A 20,568-nucleotide genomic window follows, 5' to 3' on the forward strand; every position below is an offset into this window, starting at 1 on the left:
CTTTCCTCCCTTTCCTCTCCTTTCTCCCTTTCCTCATCTGACCGCCGACGACCGCCAACGACCGTCGACGACCGCTTCCGTCCTCACCGGCCGTGACGCCGCCCTCCGCCCGCCTCCAACTCCGGCCCGACCCCGGCCCCCTGCGGAACCAATCGCTCCGCCCAACCCCCCGGGCCGACACACCGCCCGTCCCGGGCGCCGCACGGCAGGGGCGCCGCACCCCTCGACCGCCGTCGCGCCGGACTCCACAGCCCGTAGACTTCCCCCCAGCAACACGCCGCAGGGGCGGCGGAACTCCCCCAGCCGTCGCTGGGGGTGCCCCCCGTCCCTCGGGTCGCACCGTGCGGTAACAGGGAGGAAGCGTCGCAGTGAGCAGCAGGCCATCCCGAGGCGCTGCTCGCCTCGCAGCCATACTCGACGCCCTGCCCGACGCGCTGTTGCTCGTCAACTGCAACGGCACGGTCGTCAACGCCAATCACATCGCGCTGGAGACGTTCGAGGTCCCCGGCACCGGACTCGTCGGACGCGGTCTGCTCGACCTGCTGCCGGCGTTCGACTCGCGCCGCATCCCCGGCTCCATGCGCCTGCCCGAGGACCGGACGAACGGCGGGCGCACCAAGCCGACGCGCATGATCGCGCGGCGGACGGACGGCACGCAGTTCCCCGTCGAGGTCACCAGCGCCAACCTGCCCGACAGCCGCACCCCGTACGCCGAACAGGGTCCGTACACCGGCGACGAGCTGCTGATGCTCGTCGTCCGCGACCTGACCGGCACGCTCGACACCGAGGCCGAACTCGCCCGCCAGCAGCGCCAGACGGAGATGATCCTGCGCGCGGCGGCCGAGGGCGTGGTCGGCGTGGACACGGCGGGCAAGGTCGTCCTCGTCAACCCCTCCGCCGCGCAGATCCTCGGCTACCGCGCCAGCGACCTGGGCGGGCGCGAACTCCACCCGTTGATCCACCACTCGCGCGCGGACGGCACGCCGTTCCCGTTCGAGGACTCGCCGATCGCCGACACCCTGCGTTCCGGTCGCAAACACCGGGTCCGTGGGCAGGTGCTGTGGGCGAAGGACGGGCGCGCGGTGCCCGTCGACCTGACGACGGCGCCGGTGCGCGACGGCGACCAGCTGGTCGGCGCGGTGATGACGTTCACCGACCGGCGTCCGTACGACGCGCTGGCCGCGCGGCACGCCCAGTTGGTGGCTGTGCTCGATGGCTCGCTGCACGGGCCGCTGGAGCGGCTGCGGGGCGAGCTCGGCACGCTGGCCGCCGATCCGGCCGGGCAGTTGTGGCCCGAGGCCAACCAGATCCTGCACCACCTCGCCGCCGGCTACGGGCGGATGGCCCGGCTGGTCGAGAGTGTGCTCGCCTACCAGCGACTGGAGGAGGGCGAGGGGCGGCTGGAGCGGGTGGCGACCGCCCTGGACGAGGTCGTCGCCGCCGGCGTCGAGGGGGCCGTCGAGCTGATCGGCCCCGGGCGTGCGCAGTTCGCGGTGCACGCGCCGGCCATAGAGGCCGAGATCGACGCGGAGTGGTTCGCCCGGGCGCTCACCCATCTGATCGCGGACGTCGCGGGCGTGGACGCGACGGGCGAGACCGCCGCCGGCACGGCGCCGTCCGGCGACTCGACGATCGTCGTCGCGGCCGCGAAGAGGGACACGGCCGTCCGGATCGAGGTCCGCGGCCCGCACCCCGGCGGCGACCCGGTCCACGGGCCCATCGTGCGGGGCATCGTCCGGCGGCACGGCGGCGTCCTCCAGACCCACGACGTGCCGGGCAGCGGGGGCGGCAAGGCGTACGTCCTGGAGGTGCCGGTCTCGGCGGAGGCCGGGCCCGTCATCCCGTCCGACCGGCCCGACTCCCCGGCCAGCATCGGCAGCGGTACGACGATCATGCCGATGCCGGGGCAGCGGTCGGGAGAGACGGCGGCGGCTCGGGGGACGGTCGGGGCCGACGGGAGTTCTGTTTCTGCTGTTTCTGCAGCTTCTTCTGGTGCCACGGGAGTTGGCGGGGCCGGGGGCCCGGCGGGCTCTCCGGGTTCCGGAGGTCCCGCGGCTTCCGGTGGTGTTGTCGGGGCTGGGGGAGCTCGGGGTTCCGGGGACTCCGGCGGTGGGGTGGGGCCGTCGGGTTCCGCCGGAGCGGCGGTTCCCGCCGCGGCCGCCGGGAGCGCCGGGGACGGCGGGGGTTCCGCGGGCACCGAAGTCACCGGGAATGGCGGCGGTGCGACGTCCGGCGCACCGGCCGCTGCGCATGCGCCGAACTCCGCGGCACGGCCGATTGCCCCACCCCATCAGAACCAGCAGGCGAAGCCCGGCCATCCGGCTCCCCCGCCGCATGCTTCTCCTTCGCCTCATCCGTCTCAGCCGGTCGCCGTGGCTCATCCGGCCTACCCCGTTCCGCAGGCGCGGCAAGGGAGTTCGCCCGCCAGGGACGTCCCCCCGGTCACCGGTGCCTCTGGTGCCTCTGGTGCCCCCGCGCAGCCCGGCGTTCCGAACGCCGCGGTACCTCTCGGTCCCACGCCATCCGCCGGTGACGGGCCGGGGGGTGCGGCGCCGCACCCCGGTTCCGTACCCGGCGTGCCCGTGCCCGCCCAGCCGACCGGGCGCCGGCGCGGTCCGGCCCGTCCCGACGAGGAGGAGGCGGCCGCGGCCGAGCGGGTACGGGCCAACCGGCACGGCCGCGGCGCCGACCAGGCCCCCGCACCGGGTGCCGGGCTCGTGCCGCCGCAGGTGGCCGCGCCCGCGCAGCCGACCGGACGCCGCGCCCGGCGGGAGGCCGCCGCGGCCGAACCGGCGGAGCCGGCGGGCGCGGACGCCCGGCGCGCGGCGTTCGCGCTGCCGCCCGCCGAGGCGGACCGCGGACCCGGCCCGGCCGCCGAGGCCGCCGCCGCGCCCACCGGGCGCCGCGCCCGGCGCGCTCTCACCGAGGCGCCCGAGCGGCCCATCCCGGGCCAGGCCGACGCCGAACCCGACATTCCGCGCGCCGCGTTCGCGCTGCCGCCGGCCGAAGCCGACCGCAAGCCGGCGCCCGGCCCGGGTGCCGAACCCGTCCCGGGCCGTCCGGTGCCGGCCCAGGGCGGGCCGCTCGACGGCGGGCCCGCGGAGGGCCGGCCGACGGACCCGGCGGTGGCCGGGCATGGTGGCCCCGGTCACGGGGGTCCTGGTAGTCACGGCAGTCCCGGTGGCCACGGCGGTCCCGGTGGTCACAGCGGTCCCGGTCATGGCAACGCGGTAGACGGCGCAGGGGGCGGGGTCCGGCCCGACGCTTCGACCGGCTCCGACGGCTCCGTGCCGCTGCCGGCCGGGCAGTCCGGTGCGCCCGGCACCACACCCGTCACCGCGCCCAACGCCGCGCCCGTCACCGCGCGGCCTGCGGACGCCGCCGGGCCGATGGGCCCCGCCCGGCCCGTCGGGCCCGCCGCCTCGCCCGCCGCGCCGGGGCACTCCGGCCCGGCCGAGGCCGGTGCGGGGCCCGCGGGTGCGGGACATGCCGGGGCCGGGGTAGGGGCCGGCTCTGTCGGTCATGCCGGGCACCCTGGACAGCCCGGACATCCCGCCCACGCCGGCCCCACCGGCCCCACCGGGGGCGCCGACCGCACCGACGTCGCGCATCCCGAAGCAGGCCGGACGGCCATCCCCGTCGACCCCGTCGGCCCCGTCGGTCCCGTCGACCCTGTCGGCCCCGCTGGTCACCACGCCCCCGTCGGCTCCACAGGTCCCGAGAGTCCCGTCAGCCCGGCGGGTCAGCCCGGTTCTCCGGCGTCTCCGCCGCCGGCCGCGCCCGGGGTCGCCGGTCCCGCCGCGCCGGCCGGTCAGGACGTTCTCCACGCCCGTACGGATCTCGACGGTCCGGCTGAGGCGCCGCCCACCGGGCGCCGGCGTGCGCGCCGGGCGCTCGCCGAGGAACCGGGCGCGACGGCGCTGCCGGGCGCCGGCGACGTCGCCCGCGCCATCAGCGTGCGCACGCTCGGGCAGGGCGCGCCCTACGCCCAGCAGGGCGGGGAGACCCCGCCCGGCGGCACCCCGAACGCGTCGGGAGCCGGTTCCGGGCGGCGGCGCAAACTGGGCAATCCGGCCGACAACGCCGGTGAGCGGGAAGCCCAGGCCCGGGCGCAGGCGCCCGCCGCCGCGCCGCGCCCCGGCCCGACGGGCGGCCCGATCGGTCCCGGCGCCGGCACCAGCACCGGTCCCGGAACCGGCACCGGCCACCCGGGTCCTCTCGGCCTCCGCCCGCCCGCCGCCGCGCCGGAGGGCCGCGCCTTCGCCATTGGGGCGCCGGACGAGGGCGCCGAGGGCCCGGAGCCGCTGGACGGCCCCAACGGCGCCGTGGAGATCAACCCCGCTGCGTCCGTACCGCCGCCCGTGGACGACGAGTTGCCGCCCGAGCCGCTCGACAACCCGCGCCGCCTCCTCGTCTGGCCGGCCCCGGACACGTCCACCCGGCAGGCCCTGACCGAACGCGGCTACCGCCCGGTGATCGTGCACTCGCGCGAGGAGGTCGACGCGCAGATGGCGGCGTATCCGGCCGCGCTGTTCGTCGATCCGCTCACCGGGCCGATCACCCGTACCGCCCTCCAGGCGCTGCGTCAGGCGGCGGTGGCCGCCGGCGTTCCCGTCCTGGTGACGGCCGGTCTCGGGCAGGCCACGCGGGAGGCGGCGTACGGCGCCGACCCGGCCGTCCTCCTCAAGGCGCTGGCGCCGCGCGACAGCGAGATGCACCCGGCCCGCGTGCTGCTCGTCGAGGAGCACGAACCGATCGCCGACGCGCTCACGGCGACGCTGGAGCGGCGCGGCGTGCAGGTGGCCTGCGCGGCCACGGACGCGGAGGCCGTGGCGCTGGCCCAGCAGATCCGTCCCAACCTGGTGGTGATGGACCTGATGCAGGTACGGCGCCGCCGGGCCGGGATCCTGGACTGGCTGCGGGCGCAGGGGCTCCTGAACCGGACGCCCCTGGTCGTCTACACCTCGGCCGGGATCGACCCGGCCCAGCTCCCCCGGCTGGCCTCCGGCGAGACCGTTCTCTTCCTCGCCGAGCGTTCGACCAGCGCCGAGGTGCAGAGCCGGATCGTCGACCTCCTCACGAAGATCGGCACCAGCCCGGGGTGAGCCGGCCCGGCCGTCAGCTCACGATGCGCCGCGCGGCGGCCCGTACCGACGCGCGGAGGCGGGCGCGGTCCTCGTCCGTGTCACCGGTCAGGACGCGGCGCATCTGCGGCTGGACGGTGGACCAGGAGACCAGGGCGATCAGCATGAACAGCAGGTCGGCGGGCGGGATCTCGGAGCTGATGACACCCTTGCGCTGGGCCTCGGCGAAGACGGCGACCTTGCGGTCGTAGTGCTGTTTGCGCTCGTCCTCGTGCGGGAAGCTGTCGGTGCCGTACTCCAGGCCCTCCCAGTAGATGAGGCGGATGAGCTCGGGGTGGGCGGCGTGGTAGTCCATCAGGCGGTCGATCCAGGTGTCGACCTCCTCGGCGTCCACGGGGACTTCGGCGGCGAGCTGGGTCAGCCGGGCCTCCAGGACCTGTGAGAACAGCTCCGCCTTGTTGCCGAAATAGGCGTAGATGAGCTGTTTGTTGGCCTTGGCCTCGCGGGCGATGCGGTCCACCCGGGCGCCGGCGATGCCGTACGCGGCGAACTCGGCGGTGGCCGCCTCGAAGATGCGGGCCTTGGTGGCCTCGGGGTCCCTTACTCCTGCCATGCCACCCAGAGTAACCAACTAATCGGTTGACAAGGGCGGGACCGGCTCGGGAATATCTTCAACCAACCAGTTGGTTGCTAGCCGCGCGACGCGACGTCCTACCGAAAGTGGGGAGCACCTCCCGCGATGACCGCCACACCTGCCGCATCCGCCGCAACCGCCGAGACGACTACCCCAGCCCCTGCCGCCCCCACCCTCCCCGTAAGCGGCGGGAAAGGCCCCCGGACCGGCCTCCTCCTGACCGTCATCTCCGTGTGCACGGCCATCATGGCCGCGAACATCTACCTGGCGACCCCGCTCCTCGGCCTGATCGCCAAGGACTTCGGCGTCCCCTCCTCCTCGGTGGGCTGGGTGGCGTCGGTCGGCCAACTCGGTTACGCCGTCGGCCTGCTGCTGTTCGCCCCGCTCGGCGACACCGCCGACCGGCGACGGCTGGTGTGGATGCTCTCCACCGTGGCGGCCGTGGCGGTCGCGGCGGCCGGGCTGATGCGCGGTACGCCCGCGCTGGCGGCGGCCGTCCTCGTGGCGTGCGCGGCCACGGTCGTCCCGCAGCTGCTGGTCCCCCTGGTCGCCGAGCGGGCGCCCGCCGAGCGCCGGGGACGGCACGTCGGGGCCGTGGTGACCGGCCTGTTCGCCGGCAGCGTCGCGGCCCGGGTGCTCGGCGGACTCGCCGGACAGGCCTACGGCTGGCGGCCGGTCTTCTTCGGCGCGGCCGTGCTCACCCTGGGCATCGGCGCCCTGACGGCGGCCGTGCTCCCGCCCGAGACGCGCCCCATCCGCCGGTCCTGCCCGCTCAAGGTCATCGCCGGGCTGCCGGGCCTGATGGTCTCCTCGCCGGCCCTGCGGGCGGCGTGCGTCCGGCAGGCCGGCGTGTTCGGCACCTGGAGCGCGCTGTGGACGACCCTCGTCCTGCTGCTGACGGACGAGCACGGCGCGTACGCCATGTCCACCGCGACGGCCGGTCTGTTCGGCCTCTTCGGCCTCACCTCGGCCGCGGCCTCGCCCCTCGCGGGCACCCTGATCGACCGCTTCGGCACCCACCGGGTGATGGCCACCGGCTACGCGGCGGCGGTCGTCTCGCTGCCCCTGTTCTGGCTCGGCGGCGAGCACCTGTGGGCGCTGTGCGCCGGCGCGATCCTGCTGCACGCCGGTTTCACGGCCGGCCAGGTGGCCAACCAGACCCGCGCCCTGGGCGCCACCTCGACGCCCTCCGCGGCCAACACCGCGTACGTCGTCTGCTCGTTCGCGAGCGGCGCGATCACGTCGGCGCTCGCCGGACCGGCGTTCGGGCACTGGGGCTGGGACGGCGTGTGCGTGATCGCCGCGGTCTGCGCGGTGGCGGGCTGGGTCGGCGGAGCGCTGGTGGCGCGGGAGCGCTGACCCGGGCGGGACGGGCGGGGCCGGCAGGCCGGACCGGCTTGGCGGGATGGACAAGGCCGGGCGGGACGGACAGGCCGGGCTGGACGGACGGGGTTCGTTCCGAGCGTCCCGCCCCCTGCTCGGGCCCGTGCGTCCAGGCGCCGGCGCCTCTCCACTCAAGCCGCAGCGCTCAACCGCAGCGCTCAGTCCACAGCGCTCAGTCCACAGCGCTCGGACCGCAGCGCTCAGTCCGTGGCACTCAGACCACAGCGCTCGGTCCATGACGATCGGTCCATGACGATCGGGCGCCGGCGCCCGCCCGCTCACTCCCCCGCCCGCACCGGCGGCAGCACCGTCACCTCCAGCTTCCCCTCCGCGTACTCCCGCCGCAGCGCCTTCTTGTCGAACTTCCCCACCGTCGTCTTCGGGACGGACGACACCCGCACCCACCGTTCCGGCAGCTGCCAGCGCGCCACACGCTCCCCGAGGAACGCGCGGAGCACCTCGTGCCCCGCCGAACAGCCGTCGCGCAGCACCACCGCGGCGAGCGGCCGTTCGCCCCACTTCTCGTCGGGGACCGCCACGACGGCCGCCTCGGCGACCTCCGGGTGGGCCATGAGGTGGTTCTCCAGCTCGACGGAGGAGATCCACTCGCCGCCCGACTTGATGACGTCCTTCACCCGGTCGGTGAGGGTCAGATAGCCGTCCGGGGTGATCGTGCCGACGTCGCCGGTGCGCAGCCAGCCGTCGGGGCTGAACTTGTCGTCCGGGCGGATCGGTTCGCCGTCCGCGCCCCCGTGGTACGCCCCGGCGATATACGCCCCGCGGATCTCCAGTTCACCGGCCGACGTGCCGTCCCACGGGAGGAAGCCGCCATCCGGACCGGCGAGCCGCGCCTCGACCGAAACCGGGAGGCGGCCCTGGGTGACGCGGTACGGCCACTCCTCCTCGGGCGTGAGCCCGGCCGGCGGGTGGGCGATCGAGCCGAGGGGCGACGTCTCCGTCATCCCCCACGCCTGCACCACCCGCAACCCGTGCCGCTCCTCGAACGCCTTCATCAGGGACGGCGGACAGGGCGCGCCACCGCTGATCACGGCCCCCAGGGAGGACGTGTCCCGCGGGCGGGCGTCGAGTTCGGCCAGCAGGCCCTGCCATATGGTCGGCACCCCGGCGGTCAGGGTCGGCCGCTCGCGCTCGATCATCTCGGCGAGCGGGCCGGGCTGGAGGAAACGGTCGGGCAGCAGCAGCGACGTACCCGCCATGAAGGCGGCGTGCGGCAACCCCCAAGCGTTCACATGGAACATGGGGACGACCGGAAGGCAGGTCTCCCCCTGCTTCAGCCCGAACGTCGCGGCCGAGTTGATCTCCATGGAGTGCAGGTAGAGCGACCGGTGGCTGTAGACCACGCCCTTGGGGTCGCCCGTCGTCCCGGAGGTGTAGCAGAGCGCGGCGGCCCGGCGTTCGTCCAGCTCGGGCCATGCGTAGGCGTCGGCGGTCTGCGCGGCGAGGAGTTCCTCGTAGTCGTGCACGCGGGGGCGGCAGCCCGCGAGGACGGAGCGGTCGCCGGGGCCGGAGACGATCACGTGCTCCACGCAGTCGAGCTGCGGCAGGAGCGGTGCCAGCAGGGGCAGCAGCGAACCGTCGACGATCACCACGCGGTCCGCCGCGTGCCGGATGATCCAGGTCAGCTGCTCGGGCGGCAGCCGCAGGTTGAGCGTGTGCAGCACGGCGCCCATGGCGGGGATCGCGAAGTACGCCTCGACGTGCTCGGCGTTGTTCCACATCAGCGTCCCGACGACGTCGTCCTCGGCGACGCCCAGCCCCCGCAGCGCGTGCGCGAGCCGCGTCGCCCGCGCCCCGGCCTCCGCGAAGCTCCGCCGGCGCGGTGTGCCATCCCCCGTCCAGGTCGTGATCTGCGCACGCGCGTGGATCACGGTCCCGTGGACCAGCATCCGGGTGACGGTCAGCGGTACGTCCTGCATCGTGCTCTGCACCAGGGGCCTCCCCATTTCGCCTGTTTCGCACCTCTGGCCGCCGGTTGGGCCGTCAGGCGAAGGTCGTCAGGTCGTTCCCGGGTGATTCTGGTGGCGTTTCCGGTGGTACGTCACTACCTCGGCGGGGCTTGATCTTCGGGGGCGGCGGTGCCCCACGCGCCACGGAGGCGGCGCGCGGCGGGGGTACGAGGGCGCGGCCCCGGCCCGTCACGCCGCCCGGGCCAGCTCCGGGTCCTCCCGCAGCTTGCCCAGGGCGCGCGAGACGGCGCTCTTGACCGTGCCGATCGAGACGCCGAGCAACTCGGCGGTCTGCGCCTCGGTGAGGTCCTCGTAATACCTGAGGACGACCATGGCCCGCTGCCGGTCGGGGAGCCGGTGCACCGCGCGCCACATCGCGTCCCGCAGCGCCTGCGCCTCCGCCGGGTCCGCGGCGGGCGGCGCCTCGCGCTCGGGGAGCTCCTCACAGGGGTACTCGTCGACCTTCCGCTTGCGCCACTGCGAGGTGCGCGTGTTCACCAGCGCGCGCCGGACGTAACCGTCGAGCGCCCGGTGGTCCTCTATCCGCTCCCAGGCCAGGTAGGTCTTGGTGAGGGCGGTCTGCAGCAGATCCTCGGCGTCGCTGGGGTTCGCGGTCAGCGAGCGGGCGGTGCGCTGCAGCACCGGACCGCGTGCCCGTACGTACGACGAGAACGACGGGTACACGGCAGTGGATGCACTGGGGCACACGGTCGTGGTCATGCCTCAACGCTAGGAGCGCCCCTGTACCCGGCGGATCGGCCGGAGGTGCCGAAGACCGCTCCCCCTCAGGTCGTACGGGTGGGGCCGCCCCCACCTCCTGGAGGGGTAGACGCCGCGACGTCGGTATCGGTCCGCCCGCGGGTGCTGCGACGTCGGTGCCGGATCGGCCGCGACCCCGGCGTCGGTATCGGCCCGGCTCCCGAATCCCCGGCGTCAGCGTCGGCCCGGCCGCGGGCCCCGCGACGTCGGGGCCAGTCCGGCTCCCGAGACCCCGACTCGGTGTCGGTCCGGCCCCGAGGTCGGTAGGCGGCCCGGCCCCCGGGCCCCGGCGCCGGTGCCGGTATCGGCCCGGCCCCCGAGCTCCCCCCGAGCTCCCCGCCCCGGAGTCACCCGATGACGGCCACCGGGGCGTCGACGAGGTCCCGGTCGATGGTCAGCTTCCGGCCCCCGTGGGTCTCCGAGACCTCCCCCGCGTACTGGTGGATGCGCCGGTGGGGCTGCCAGGCGCTCTTGGACAGGGTGCGTTCGTTGGCGGTCGAGGCGGTGACGCGCCAGCGGGCGAACCACATCACCGACGGCAGCGACCTGACCCCCGCGCGCCGGGCGCGCTCCATGTGCCGGATGCCGGACTCCGCGCTGCTGTAGAAGCCGGAGACGTAGCCGTGCCGGGCGACCGTGCCGCTCCACGACCGGATGAACGCCAGCGTGACCGCGGCGCAGTCCTCGTCCTTGTCGTTGTACGCCTCCATGTCGAGGTAGATCGGGCTGCCCGGCAGGATGCCGAGCCGCCGCGCCTTCTCCACCGCCTCGACGGCCTCCTCGGCCCCCTGGTCCTCCGGCTCGTCGCCGATCGGGATGGCCCGCTTGGTCTCCGAGCGGACGCAGGGCGACTGCGAGCCGACGTACAGCGGAAGCACGTGCCAGCCGAGGTCGCGGGCGCCGGTGAGCCACGCGTGGCTGAGCCACCGCTGGCGGGGGCAGGCCCGCCCGTCACCGGCGAAGTAGACGCCGACGCCCCGGTACGGAGAGGTCTTCCACGCCCGCAGCGTCACCAGTGACGGGGCCTGGCAGGTGTCGAACGCCCGGCCCCGGAAGACGGCGCGGGCCTTGGCCATCGGCGCGTTCGCGTCGGCCGCCGTGGCGGGCGCGTAGCCGGCCGGGAGCTGGGCCACGCCCGCCATCAGGGCGACGAGATATCCGATGATCCTTCTTCGTGCGTCCATACGGCGAAGTCAAGGTCCAGGATCCCATGGGCCTTCGCTGACACGCCCTCGATTCATCCGTCTGGCCCGAAAGGCAGCCCGGACGTGGGAACTCCGGCTCCAGGGTGACGAAACCGTCTTTTCAGGACGCTCTGTCGCCGCTTCGCCACTGCTTCGTGATCGCTCCCCCGCCGCTTCGCCGTCTCTGTGGGTGAGCGGCCGCGCGACGGCATGGGGGCATCCCCGCGCGGCCGTTCGGGCCTTCGGCCCTGAAATCCGACCCTGATCCTGACCCTGTCCACGGCTTGCCTGTCGCTGTCCGATGCCGCCCCTTTCCTGCGGACTCCCGCCTCACTCCGGCCGCCGGCGCCGAATCGGCGCCCGACCGAGACCCGCCCCGGCGTCACCGGCGCTTCCTTGAGACCCCGGCCGCCCGAGGCCCGGGGCCCGGGCGGCCGGCCGGTCCGGGGAGCGGGGGGTCGGGCGGCCGGGTGGTCGGGGCCTCCGGAACCCCGAACCCCCGCTCCCCGGACCGGCCCCCGAACCGTCAGACCACCTCAGCCCCTCCGGTCACCGCACTCGCACTCCCACACCACCCGCCCCGCCGCGCACGCCCCGGTGGCCCCGACCGGCCGGTCACCTCGGCCGCCTCCCCGGCCACCCGGGCGTCTCTCGGCGACAGCGCGGACCAACGCCTCAGTCGTCGTGGATATTGGCGAAGACGACCCGGACGTTCTCCTGCTGGATGGCGGTATGGCCGGGGCCGGTGACGCTCGCGGTGTTCTCCTGGTTCGTGGCTCCCGTGCCCGTCGCCACCTGCTGGCTGGTAGTGGAGTTCCCATGGTTGCTGCCACCGACGCCGCTGCCGACGACGCCGGCGATCGCCGCGTTGGAACCCCGGTTGGCGAGCTGCCCACGGGGACCGTCGTCGGCCTGCGCCGAGCCGGCGAAGAGGAGCGCCGCCATCGGGAGGGCGGCTACAGCGGCGAGGATACGGGCCGCCGTGCGGGTGCTTGCCATGTCATGCCTCCATAGGGGAACTGCGCTTCGAGGCAAGGCGGTTGGCCGGCCGCCTTGCGGATCAACGACGTCGCGACAGCAGATTTGCCCACCGAATCCCCACCGAACCCCCTGCTGTTCCTCATTCCCTCGCAAGCATGACGTTCCCTGGATAAACCTTCACCACCTCCACAGACCCATGCATCGGGCCGCACATCCCTCCCTCATCACCCCGAACCCCCGAAAGTCCCACGGACCGAACCGTTTCACCACCGATCCGCCCCGGTGTACCCCGCACCGCCGGCCCGCCACTCCCCCGGCGCGGAACGGGCAAGGGATGTGCACCGCCCGCTCCCGCCGCCCGGCGGGCCGACGTTCCGCCCACCCCACGGGCGAACTCCCGGGCGGAACAAGCGGGTCCGGGTGGTTCCGCACGGCACCGTGCGGGTGCGCGGCCGCAAGCGCACACGAGACACACCGGCACGTCGACGCACCGGCCCGGCGCGCAACAGCGCACCGCGTCACGGCACTTCAGGCACACCGGCGCCCACCGCCGGACGGCAATCCGGAACGCCCTCACGCACCAGCGATCGCACAGGAAGGCACCCGATGACGAACCTCATATGCCAGGTCCTGCCCATCGCCGCCCCGACCCTCGGCTGGGCCGCCCACGCCCTCGTCCTCGCCCGCCGCCTCCGTACCGCCCGCACGGACCCGCTCACCGGGCTGATGCGCCGCGAGGAGTTCACGGCCCGCGCCCCGCGCGCGGTGCGCCACCCGCAGGCCGCGGTGCTGCTGCTCGACCTCAACGGGTTCAAACAGATCAACGACACGCACGGGCACGCGGTGGGCGACCAGGTCCTCGCCGCCGTGGGCCGCCGGCTCGCCGCCTGGTGCGCCTCACGCGGCGGTTTCGCCGCGCGGCTGGGCGGGGACGAGTTCGCCGCGGTCGTCCGCCTCGACCCCGACGCCGACCTGGACGACGAGCTGACGTACGGCCTGTCCGCCCGGCTCTCCGCGCCCCTCGACACGGGAACCGTCACGCTCGCCCCTCGCGCATCCATCGGCCTCTGTCACACCGCGCACCACCCGGGTGCCGCCCTGCCCGAACTGCTGCGCGGTGCCGACGAGGCCATGTACACGGCCAAGCGCCTCGGCGACCACTGGCGGCCGGCCGGTCCCGTCGGCACGTACCCCACGGTGGCCGGACGCCGCGCCGGCCGCCCGGGGACGCACCTGACGCTGCTCACCCCGGTCCGGCGCCGGGCCGCCTCCTGAACGCCGACGTCCGCCGGGCGGCACCCACCGCCCGGCGAACGGCCCCTTCACTTCGCCGCCTCAACTGCCCCTACTGCTCCTACTGCCCCTACTTCCCCTACTTCCACTGCTCGGAGAACGTCCGCCCCGGCACCGGCTTGGCGACGAGAGCCAGCGGTACGAAGAACCCGACCTGGCCGATCGCGATCGTCAGAGTGGCCAGCGCCTTGTCGTCGTAGTGCTCGGCCACCTGCGCGTACAGCTCGTCGGACACCCGCTCACCCCACGCCGACGGCTGGAACACCGCCTCGACCAGGGCCAGCGCGGCCCGCTCCGCCGCGGTGAAGTAGGGCGCGTCCTGCCACGAGGAGACCGCCGTGATCCGCTCCTCGGTCTCGTCGGCCTTCCGCAGCAGGTCGGTGTGCAGCATGGTCAGGTACGTGTTGCCGACGATCTGGCCGGCCCGCAGGTGGACCAGCCCGATCGTGCGCCGCGGCACCGTCCGGTTCCCCACGGCCTTGAACAGCGCCGCCGACACCTCCGCCATCTCCGGCACGAGCTCCACCGGGTCGGACATCCGCGAGGCCGCCGCCACCTCTGCCGTGATCGCACGCTCCGCCATCGTCATCTCCTCCTCGATCCGTCACCGCCGCGGCCGAACCGCCGCCGTGTTCCTCGTTGTTCGCTGACACCGCACTGACGGATCCCGGAAAACGAACGTGACCAGCGGCGGAGTGTGATCCGGAGCACGCGGCGCCCACCGCGGACGCCGTTCGATGCCCGCCCCGCCGCAATTCATTGGGCCACCGGTACGAAGATCCGGAGAATGATGCGGGCGCCTCCCCACCGGAGAGGCGCCCCGACTCCGTTCCGCACGACCCCTGGAGCACCACGTGACCCACTCCTCCCGGCAGGCGCGCGTCCTGTCGCGTCTCGTCGCCTCGGCGATCGCCACCGTCCTGGTCGGCACCGCCGCCGGCACCGCCACGGCGGCCGGCCAGGGCGGCGCCACGGCAGGCAAGGCGGGCACGGCAGAGGCCAAGGCCGGGCGGCACGAGCCGACCCCCGTCGCGCCGTTCTTCTTCCTGTCCGCGATCCTGCCGTCGGGTCAGATGTACGTGTACCTGCCCGACGGGAAGGGCGGCTTCGACGCCCGCTCCGGCGCCTACGTCTGGCCCCACCTCAAGTACGGCGTGTCGGTCGACCCTGACCTGACGGGCAGTCAGGACGGCGCGTACCACGTCATGGACGACGGGACGCTCGACCTCTGGCGGAACGGGAAGCTGAAGCGGGTGGCCGGCGGCTGGAACCGGTACGACAACGTCTTCTCGCCCGGCACGCTCGCCCGCGCCGCCCACCCCGACCTGGTGGCGCGCGACAAGCAGGGCGTCCTCTGGCGCTTCCAGACCAAGGCGGACGGCACCCCGGCCCCCGGCGTGAAGATCGGTCCCGGCTGGGGCCAGTACACCCGGATCACCGGCCTCGGCGACCTGACCGGCGACGACAAGGCCGACATCGTCGCCCGGGACAAGCAGGGCGTCCTCTGGCTGTACAAGGGCACGGGCGACGCGCGGAAGCCGTTCGCCGCCCGGACGCGCGTCGGCGGCGGCTGGAACCGGTTCGACAAGCTGGTGACCACGGGCGACGTCGACGCCGACGGCCACAGCGACCTCCTCGCCCGCGACCCCAAGGGCGACCTGTGGCTGTACAAGGGCACCGGCAAGGCCGCCGCGCCGTTCAAGGCCAGGACGAAGATCGGTACGGGCTTCGGCCAGTACCGCGACCTCTTCTGACGCACCGGGCCGCCGCTCCGCCCGGAGCGGCGGCTCCGCGCGTGCGGGACCGGCCCGCCGCATGGCACTATCACGGCGGCGTTCCCCCCACATCCTTGCGCCATCCGTTTCACAGCAAGGACCCATTGAGCATGCACGGAAGAAACGCCGTACGTCGCGCATCGGCGACCACGCTCGTCATCGCCTCCGCGGCGCTGGGACTGACGGTGCCGGCCGGTTCCGCCCTCGGGGCACCCGTTTCCGGCTGCGCGTCCGGCGTCTGGAAGGCCGAATTCTTCGCCGGCACCACGTTCTCGGGCAAGCCCAAGAAGACCGCCTGCGACGACGCGATAGCCGAGAATTACGGCAACGGCGCCCCGGCGGGCCTGCCGCGCGACAACTTCGGTATGCGCTGGACGACCACCCGTGACTTCGGCTCCGGGGGCCCTTTCACCCTCGCCACCGAAGTTCAGGGCGGTGTCCGCGTCTTCGTGGACAAAAACCGCGCGATCGATCTCTGGAAGAGCGCGAAGGGCACCCGGAAGAAATCCGTCCGGGTCACGGTCCCCCAGGGGAAGCACACCCTCCGCGTCGAGTACGCGAATGTCACGGGCCCGGCCGCCGTGAAATTCGCCTATACGCCGGTCACCGGCAAGGCCGACGACAAGGTCAAGCCCCTGGCCCCGGCCGGGGCGCGGGCCGCCTACGACGCCGCGTCCAGCAAGGCGACCGTGACCTGGACCAGGAACAGCGAACTCGACCTGGCCGGTTACCAGGTCCACCGCCGCACCCTCCCGGCCGCCGGCAAGCCCGGGCCGTGGCAGGCCGTCAGCGGCGGCAAGCCGGTGACCGGCACGTCCTTCACCGACCGACCGGCGAAGGACGGCAGCGCCTACGCCTACGCCGTCACCGCCGTCGACAAGGCCGGCAACGCGTCCGCCCGGTCCGCCGAGGCACGCGTCAGCACGCCCAAGCCCGTCCCGCCCGCCCCCGTCGCACCGGCCGCCCCGCGCGGGCTCAAGGTGACCTCGTCCAACGGCCGGCAGGCCGAACTCTCCTGGACGAAGAACACCGAGCCGGAGGTCCGCGGGTACCAGGTCTGGCGCCGCGCCGCCGGCCACGACTGGGAGCTCACCGCCACCACCGCCGAGACCTCGGCCATCGACACCCCCAAGGACGACGGCACCGCGTACGAATACGCCGTCGTGGCAGTCGCGGAGAAGACGGCATCGGAGCGCTCCGCACCCGTCTCCTTCACCCCTGAGATCCGCCGTCCCGGCGAGCCCGGAATCCCGACCGGTCTCAAGGTGACGGGCATCGACGGCCGGCGCGCCAAACTGTCCTGGGACAAGAGCCCCTACGAGGACCACGTGATCGCCTACCGCATTTGGCGCCGTGACTCCCAGCACGACTGGAAGGCCATCGGAAAGAGCGGCAGCAGCGTGCTCTCGTACACCGACGACCCCGCGGTCGACGGCACCACGTACGAGTACGCCCTCAGCGCGGTGGCCGTCAACGAACGCGAAGGAAAGCGCTCCGCGCAGACCGTCCGCTTCACCCCCGAATTCCGCGGCGCACCCCAGCCCCCGTTCGGTCTGGAAGCCCAGGACACCCCGCAGGGCGTGAAGCTGTACTGGCGCTCCCTCGACAACGCCCCGTCCTTCCACATCTACGTCCAGAAGGAGCACGAAGGCCCCGCCTTCACCTTCGTCGGCGCCTTCCGGAACCCCGGCGACGGCCGCCTGGAATTCCTGGACACGAACGCCCGCCGCGACCGCCTGACCTACTACGTGGTCGCCGTGTCCAAGGACGGCGTGGAATCCGGCCGCAGCAACCTGGCACGCGTGGAGAAGCGCTAGGAACGCACGAGGGGTGCCGCCCTGAGGTCGGCACCCCTTCCCGCCAGCGCATGATGGCCGGCCTCGGCGGAGGCTGAGGGATTTGAACCCTCGGTGACATCGCTGCCACGACGGTTTTCAAGACCGTTCCCTTAGGCCGCTCGGGCAAGCCTCCCCGCGCCGGGCTGTCCGCCGCGGCGCGGGGGACAGCCTACCGGGTGCGGGTTGGGGCGGGGAGACCTGCCGGGGGCGGTGAGGACGAGGGGAGCGGTGGAGCGGGGCTACTTGTCGCCGGTGCGTTCGCCCAGGACGATGTCCGTCGTCGTCTGCTTGCCGTTGCGCACGTAGGTGATCGGGACCTTGGTGCCGGGCTTGTGGGTCCAGATCTCACTGATCAGGGTGGGGCCGCTGTCGATCTTGGTGTCGCCGAGCTTGACGATCACGTCGCCCGGCTTGAGGCCGGCCTTGTCCGCCGGGCCGCCGGGGGTCACCGCCGCGGACCCGTCGGTGCCGTTGTCGGCGACGCGGGCGCCGGTGCCGCCGTCCTTCATGTTCACCGTGGCCCCGATGACGGGGTAGACCGGCTTACCGGTCTTGATCAGCTGCTCGGCGACGTTCTTGGCCTGGTTGATGGGGATGGCGAAGCCCAGCCCGATGCTGCCGGACTGGCCCTGGGCGCCGGGGAAGCCGCCGCCGTTGTTCGCGGACTGGATGGCCGAGTTGATGCCGATGACCGCGCCCTGCGCGTTGAGCAGCGGGCCGCCCGAGTTGCCCGGGTTGATCGAGGCGTCGGTCTGCAGGGCGCTCATGTAGGAGGCGTTGCCGCTGCCGCCGCCGTCGCTGGACGCCACGGGACGGTTCTTGGCGCTGACGATGCCCGTGGTGACGGTGCCGGAGAGGCCGAACGGCGCGCCGATCGCGACCGTCGCGTCGCCCACGGCCGTCTTGTCCGAGTCGCCCAGCGGCAACGGGCTGAGCTTCGCCCCGGAGGGGTTCTTCAGCTTGATGACCGCGACGTCGTAGCCCTGGGCGCGGCCGATGACCTCCGCGTCGTACTGCTTGCCGTTGGAGAACGTCACGGAGAGCCGGCCGCCGTCGGCCGCCGAGGCCACGACGTGGTTGTTGGTGAGGATGTGGCCCTCGGTGTCGTAGACGAAGCCGGTGCCGGTGCCGCCCTCGCCGCCGCTGCTCTGCGCCTCGATCGTCACGACGTTCGGCAACGCCTTTGCGGCGATGTCCGCGACGGAACCGGGCGTCCGGCTGGCGGTCTTCGGGTCGCCGGGGGCCGAGACGGTCGTGGACGAGGTGTCGCTCCGGTTCGCCGCCCAGTAGCCGATGCCGCCGCCGGCCGCGCCGGCGACCAGGGCCGCCACCAGGACCGCCGCCGCGAGACCGCCCCCGCGCCGGCGCCGCGGCGGTTCGGGCGCGCCCCAGGGGGCGGCCGGCGGGACGAGCGGGCCGCCGTGCCCGGTGCCGTCCTGCGGCGTCGCGCCGTACGCGGCCGGGGCGCCCGCCGCGTTGAACCAGGCGCCCTGGTCCGCGGGCGGCGGAGGCGTTCCGGGGGCGGGGGGAGCGTGCGGCGGGACGGCCGGGAACCGCTCGGTGCGTCCGTCCCCGCCCTCCGTCGCGGCGGGGCCGGCCGCCGGTGCCGCAGGCGGTGTCGCCCCCTTCGCCGCCTCCGGAGCCTTCGCCGGTTCCGGGGCCCTCGCCGCCTCCGGAGCGTTCGCCTCCTCCGGAGCCGGAGATCCCGACTGCGAACCACCCGCGGAAGGAACGGCGGCGCCCTCGTTCTCGGTGCTCACGGTGGTCTCCTCATCACGTACGTCGGTTCGTTCACGGCCGGAGCCGCTGCGGGACGGGCGGGGCCACGCCGGAACACCTACCCCCGCCAGCCTTTCCCATCGCCCGTCAGGCCGCCGTAAGCGGACCCTGTGCGCCTCCGCGCCGCGCGGACCGGGGGCCGGGTGGCACCGGTGGCGTACGGGACGGCGGTGACGGTCCGCCGGAGCGGCCGGGTGATCGGGTGGCCGGGTGGCCTGGCTGCGGACCGGACGGCACGGCGAGCGGGCCGACCGGGCACGAGCGCCCATGCGCGATTGTGCCAGGCAGTGGCACCATAACGCGGTGACCACTGCGCACCCGGCCCCCGCGTCCCGCCCCGGGAGCCGCCCGCCGGCCGTCATCGCCCACCGCGGCGCGTCCGAGGACGCGCCGGAGCACACCCTCGCCGCGTACCGGAAGGCGATCGAGGACGGCGCGGACGCGCTGGAGTGCGATGTGCGGCTGACGGCGGACGGGCACCTCGTCTGCGTCCACGACCGGCGGGTCAACCGCACGTCCAACGGGCGCGGCGCCGTCTCGTCCCTGGAGCTGGCCGATCTGGCGGCGCTCGACTTCGGGTCGTGGAAGGGGCGCGCGACGGACGCGGAGGCCCCCGACACCGAGACGACGGGCCCCGGCGACCCGGCCGACACCGCCGTCCTCACCCTGGAGCGGCTCCTCGAACTCGTCGTCGACGCCGACCGCCGCGTCGAGCTCGCCATCGAGACCAAGCACCCGACGCGCTGGGCCGGCCTGGTCGAGGCCCGGCTGCTCGCGCTGCTCGGCCGCTTCGGCCTCGACCGGCCGTCGCCCGACGAGCCCCCGGCCGTCCGCGTGATGAGCTTTTCCGCCCGCTCCCTGCACCGGATCCGGGCCGCGGCGCCCACGCTCCCCGCCGTCTACCTGATGCAGTTCCTCTCGCCGCGGCTGCGCGACGGCCGGCTGCCGCCCGGCGTGGGCATCGCCGGACCCAGCATCCGGATCGTGCGCTCCCACCCCGGCTACGTGGCACGGCTGCATCGCGCGGGGCACCAGGTGCACGTGTGGACGGTCAACGAGCCCGAGGACGTCGAACTGTGCCTGCGGCTGGGCGTCGACGCGGTGATCACCAACCGGCCGAAGGCGGTGCTCACCCAGGTGGGACGGCGCTGAAACGCGCGCTTCCCGAACGCCGCACGCCGTCGGGCGCGTTCGCACGCCCCCGCGCTCATGACAGGGTGTGCCCCGGCGCGTTCGGTCCGTGTTCGGCCGGCCCGAGTGCCCCCATCGGACCCGGAGTGGCCGGTTTCCGGTCCAGGCCATTGGGGCATTCATCCCCTGACGTGGGGCAAAGGAGGTCTCGGGGGTGGCGTTGGTGGTGGCACAGGAGGTGCCCACGTCGTCGATCATGGCCGTACCCCATGGTCCCGCCGGTGTGGGCGAAGCGAGACACCGCATGCGTGAGGACCTGCGAACGAGCGGGGTACCGGATCCGGTCATCGACGACGCCGTACTGATCCTTTCGGAGTTGCTCAGCAACGCGTACCGGCACGGGCGCCCGCTGAGCCGGGAGCGCGGCCCGGCACGGGCCGACGGCAACGGCGGCGTCCTCGCCGCCTGGCGGGTGGACGAGCGCGGACGGCTCACCGTCGAGGTCACCGACGGTGGCGGCCCGACCCGGCCATTTCCGGCCACTCCCTCGGTCACGGCCCGCGGCGGCCGCGGGCTCAACATCATCAGCGCGCTGTCCCAGGAGTGGGGCGTCCGCGACACCTCGGGCGAGGTGACGGTATGGGCCGCGCTCTCCGCCCGCGCCGGTTTCGCTACGCGCGTCGACCTCGCGCCGGAGCTGGACTTCTCGGATCTGGACGGGCTGGTGTAGGCCGCCGCGCGATCGGACGCGATCCTTCCG

The 20,568-nt window shown here is 74.2% G+C and carries 14 protein-coding genes and 1 tRNA gene; 7 read left to right on the forward strand and 8 right to left on the reverse strand.

Going from position 1 to position 20,568, the window contains the following annotated elements:
• The first annotated feature begins 368 nt into the window (after nucleotides 1–368).
• Nucleotides 369–5,105 carry a PAS domain-containing protein gene (locus tag K7I03_RS15575; RefSeq protein ID WP_185942449.1) on the forward strand — a complete coding sequence of 1,579 codons (4,737 nt, stop codon included), beginning with the start codon at nucleotides 369–371 and terminating at the stop codon, nucleotides 5,103–5,105.
• Between the two features lie 13 nt (nucleotides 5,106–5,118).
• On the opposite strand, the gene K7I03_RS15580 is transcribed toward K7I03_RS15575, so the two are convergent.
• The gene (locus tag K7I03_RS15580) at nucleotides 5,119–5,697 is read right to left on the reverse strand and encodes a TetR/AcrR family transcriptional regulator (RefSeq protein ID WP_185942450.1); all 579 of its coding nucleotides are present in this window, start codon (nucleotides 5,695–5,697) and stop codon (nucleotides 5,119–5,121) included.
• 126 nt (nucleotides 5,698–5,823) lie between these two features.
• Between K7I03_RS15580 and K7I03_RS15585 the strand changes: the two genes are divergently transcribed.
• Nucleotides 5,824–7,077 carry an MFS transporter gene (locus K7I03_RS15585; RefSeq protein WP_185942451.1) on the forward strand — a complete coding sequence of 418 codons (1,254 nt, stop codon included), beginning with the start codon at nucleotides 5,824–5,826 and terminating at the stop codon, nucleotides 7,075–7,077.
• A gap of 302 nt (nucleotides 7,078–7,379) precedes the next feature.
• Here the strand turns inward: K7I03_RS15585 and K7I03_RS15590 are convergent, their stop codons facing one another.
• From K7I03_RS15590 to K7I03_RS15605, 4 genes are all read right to left on the reverse strand, one after another.
• Nucleotides 7,380–9,050, reverse strand: coding sequence for a long-chain fatty acid--CoA ligase (locus tag K7I03_RS15590; RefSeq protein WP_185942452.1), 1,671 nt, complete (start codon nucleotides 9,048–9,050; stop codon nucleotides 7,380–7,382).
• A 207-nt stretch (nucleotides 9,051–9,257) separates the two neighbouring features.
• On the reverse strand, nucleotides 9,258–9,788 hold the full coding sequence (locus K7I03_RS15595) for a SigE family RNA polymerase sigma factor (RefSeq protein ID WP_185942453.1): 531 nt from the start codon (nucleotides 9,786–9,788) through the stop codon (nucleotides 9,258–9,260).
• A gap of 386 nt (nucleotides 9,789–10,174) precedes the next feature.
• Entirely contained in the window at nucleotides 10,175–11,011 is an 837-nt protein-coding gene (locus tag K7I03_RS15600; RefSeq protein WP_224347067.1) for a DUF1906 domain-containing protein, read from the reverse strand.
• Nucleotides 11,012–11,686: 675 nt separating this feature from the next.
• Nucleotides 11,687–12,010: a hypothetical protein gene (locus K7I03_RS15605; protein WP_185942454.1), complete on the reverse strand. Its 324-nt coding sequence runs from the start codon at nucleotides 12,008–12,010 to the stop codon at nucleotides 11,687–11,689.
• Between the two features lie 588 nt (nucleotides 12,011–12,598).
• On the opposite strand from K7I03_RS15605, the gene K7I03_RS15610 reads away from it, so the two are divergent.
• Nucleotides 12,599–13,267, forward strand: a complete 669-nt coding sequence (locus tag K7I03_RS15610; protein ID WP_185942455.1) for a GGDEF domain-containing protein — start codon at nucleotides 12,599–12,601, stop codon at nucleotides 13,265–13,267.
• Between the two features lie 97 nt (nucleotides 13,268–13,364).
• On the opposite strand, the gene K7I03_RS15615 is transcribed toward K7I03_RS15610, so the two are convergent.
• On the reverse strand, nucleotides 13,365–13,868 hold the full coding sequence (locus K7I03_RS15615) for a carboxymuconolactone decarboxylase family protein (RefSeq protein WP_185942456.1): 504 nt from the start codon (nucleotides 13,866–13,868) through the stop codon (nucleotides 13,365–13,367).
• A gap of 271 nt (nucleotides 13,869–14,139) precedes the next feature.
• On the opposite strand from K7I03_RS15615, the gene K7I03_RS15620 reads away from it, so the two are divergent.
• Nucleotides 14,140–15,039: an FG-GAP repeat domain-containing protein gene (locus K7I03_RS15620; protein ID WP_185942457.1), complete on the forward strand. Its 900-nt coding sequence runs from the start codon at nucleotides 14,140–14,142 to the stop codon at nucleotides 15,037–15,039.
• Between the two features lie 131 nt (nucleotides 15,040–15,170).
• Nucleotides 15,171–16,877, forward strand: a complete 1,707-nt coding sequence (locus tag K7I03_RS15625; protein ID WP_185942458.1) for a fibronectin type III domain-containing protein — start codon at nucleotides 15,171–15,173, stop codon at nucleotides 16,875–16,877.
• A 67-nt stretch (nucleotides 16,878–16,944) separates the two neighbouring features.
• Here K7I03_RS15625 and K7I03_RS15630 read toward each other — a convergent pair.
• Nucleotides 16,945–17,031, reverse strand: a tRNA-Ser gene (locus tag K7I03_RS15630).
• A gap of 106 nt (nucleotides 17,032–17,137) precedes the next feature.
• Complete coding sequence (locus K7I03_RS15635) at nucleotides 17,138–18,658, reverse strand: S1C family serine protease (protein ID WP_185942459.1); 1,521 nt, start codon at nucleotides 18,656–18,658, stop codon at nucleotides 17,138–17,140.
• 322 nt (nucleotides 18,659–18,980) lie between these two features.
• On the opposite strand from K7I03_RS15635, the gene K7I03_RS15640 reads away from it, so the two are divergent.
• Both K7I03_RS15640 and K7I03_RS15645 read left to right on the forward strand, forming a co-directional pair.
• Nucleotides 18,981–19,829: a glycerophosphodiester phosphodiesterase gene (locus K7I03_RS15640; RefSeq protein WP_185942460.1), complete on the forward strand. Its 849-nt coding sequence runs from the start codon at nucleotides 18,981–18,983 to the stop codon at nucleotides 19,827–19,829.
• Between the two features lie 283 nt (nucleotides 19,830–20,112).
• Nucleotides 20,113–20,538, forward strand: a complete 426-nt coding sequence (locus K7I03_RS15645; protein WP_238513498.1) for an ATP-binding protein — start codon at nucleotides 20,113–20,115, stop codon at nucleotides 20,536–20,538.
• The last annotated feature ends 30 nt before the right edge of the window (nucleotides 20,539–20,568 follow it).

Source organism: Streptomyces mobaraensis (assembly GCF_020099395.1).
Classification (GTDB): Bacteria; Actinomycetota; Actinomycetes; order Streptomycetales; family Streptomycetaceae; genus Streptomyces.

Excerpts from the sequence above, each read along its gene's own strand:
- K7I03_RS15580 (WP_185942450.1), bottom strand. The coding sequence starts at position 5,697 with ATGGCAGGAGTAAGGGACCCCGAGGCCACCAAGGCCCGCATCTTCGAG.
- K7I03_RS15585 (WP_185942451.1), top strand. The coding sequence starts at position 5,824 with ATGACCGCCACACCTGCCGCATCCGCCGCAACCGCCGAGACGACTACC.
- K7I03_RS15595 (WP_185942453.1), bottom strand. The coding sequence starts at position 9,788 with ATGACCACGACCGTGTGCCCCAGTGCATCCACTGCCGTGTACCCGTCG.
- K7I03_RS15600 (WP_224347067.1), bottom strand. The coding sequence starts at position 11,011 with ATGGACGCACGAAGAAGGATCATCGGATATCTCGTCGCCCTGATGGCG.
- K7I03_RS15605 (WP_185942454.1), bottom strand. The coding sequence starts at position 12,010 with ATGGCAAGCACCCGCACGGCGGCCCGTATCCTCGCCGCTGTAGCCGCC.
- K7I03_RS15610 (WP_185942455.1), top strand. The coding sequence starts at position 12,599 with ATGACGAACCTCATATGCCAGGTCCTGCCCATCGCCGCCCCGACCCTC.
- K7I03_RS15615 (WP_185942456.1), bottom strand. The coding sequence starts at position 13,868 with ATGGCGGAGCGTGCGATCACGGCAGAGGTGGCGGCGGCCTCGCGGATG.
- K7I03_RS15625 (WP_185942458.1), top strand. The coding sequence starts at position 15,171 with ATGCACGGAAGAAACGCCGTACGTCGCGCATCGGCGACCACGCTCGTC.
- K7I03_RS15645 (WP_238513498.1), top strand. The coding sequence starts at position 20,113 with ATGCGTGAGGACCTGCGAACGAGCGGGGTACCGGATCCGGTCATCGAC.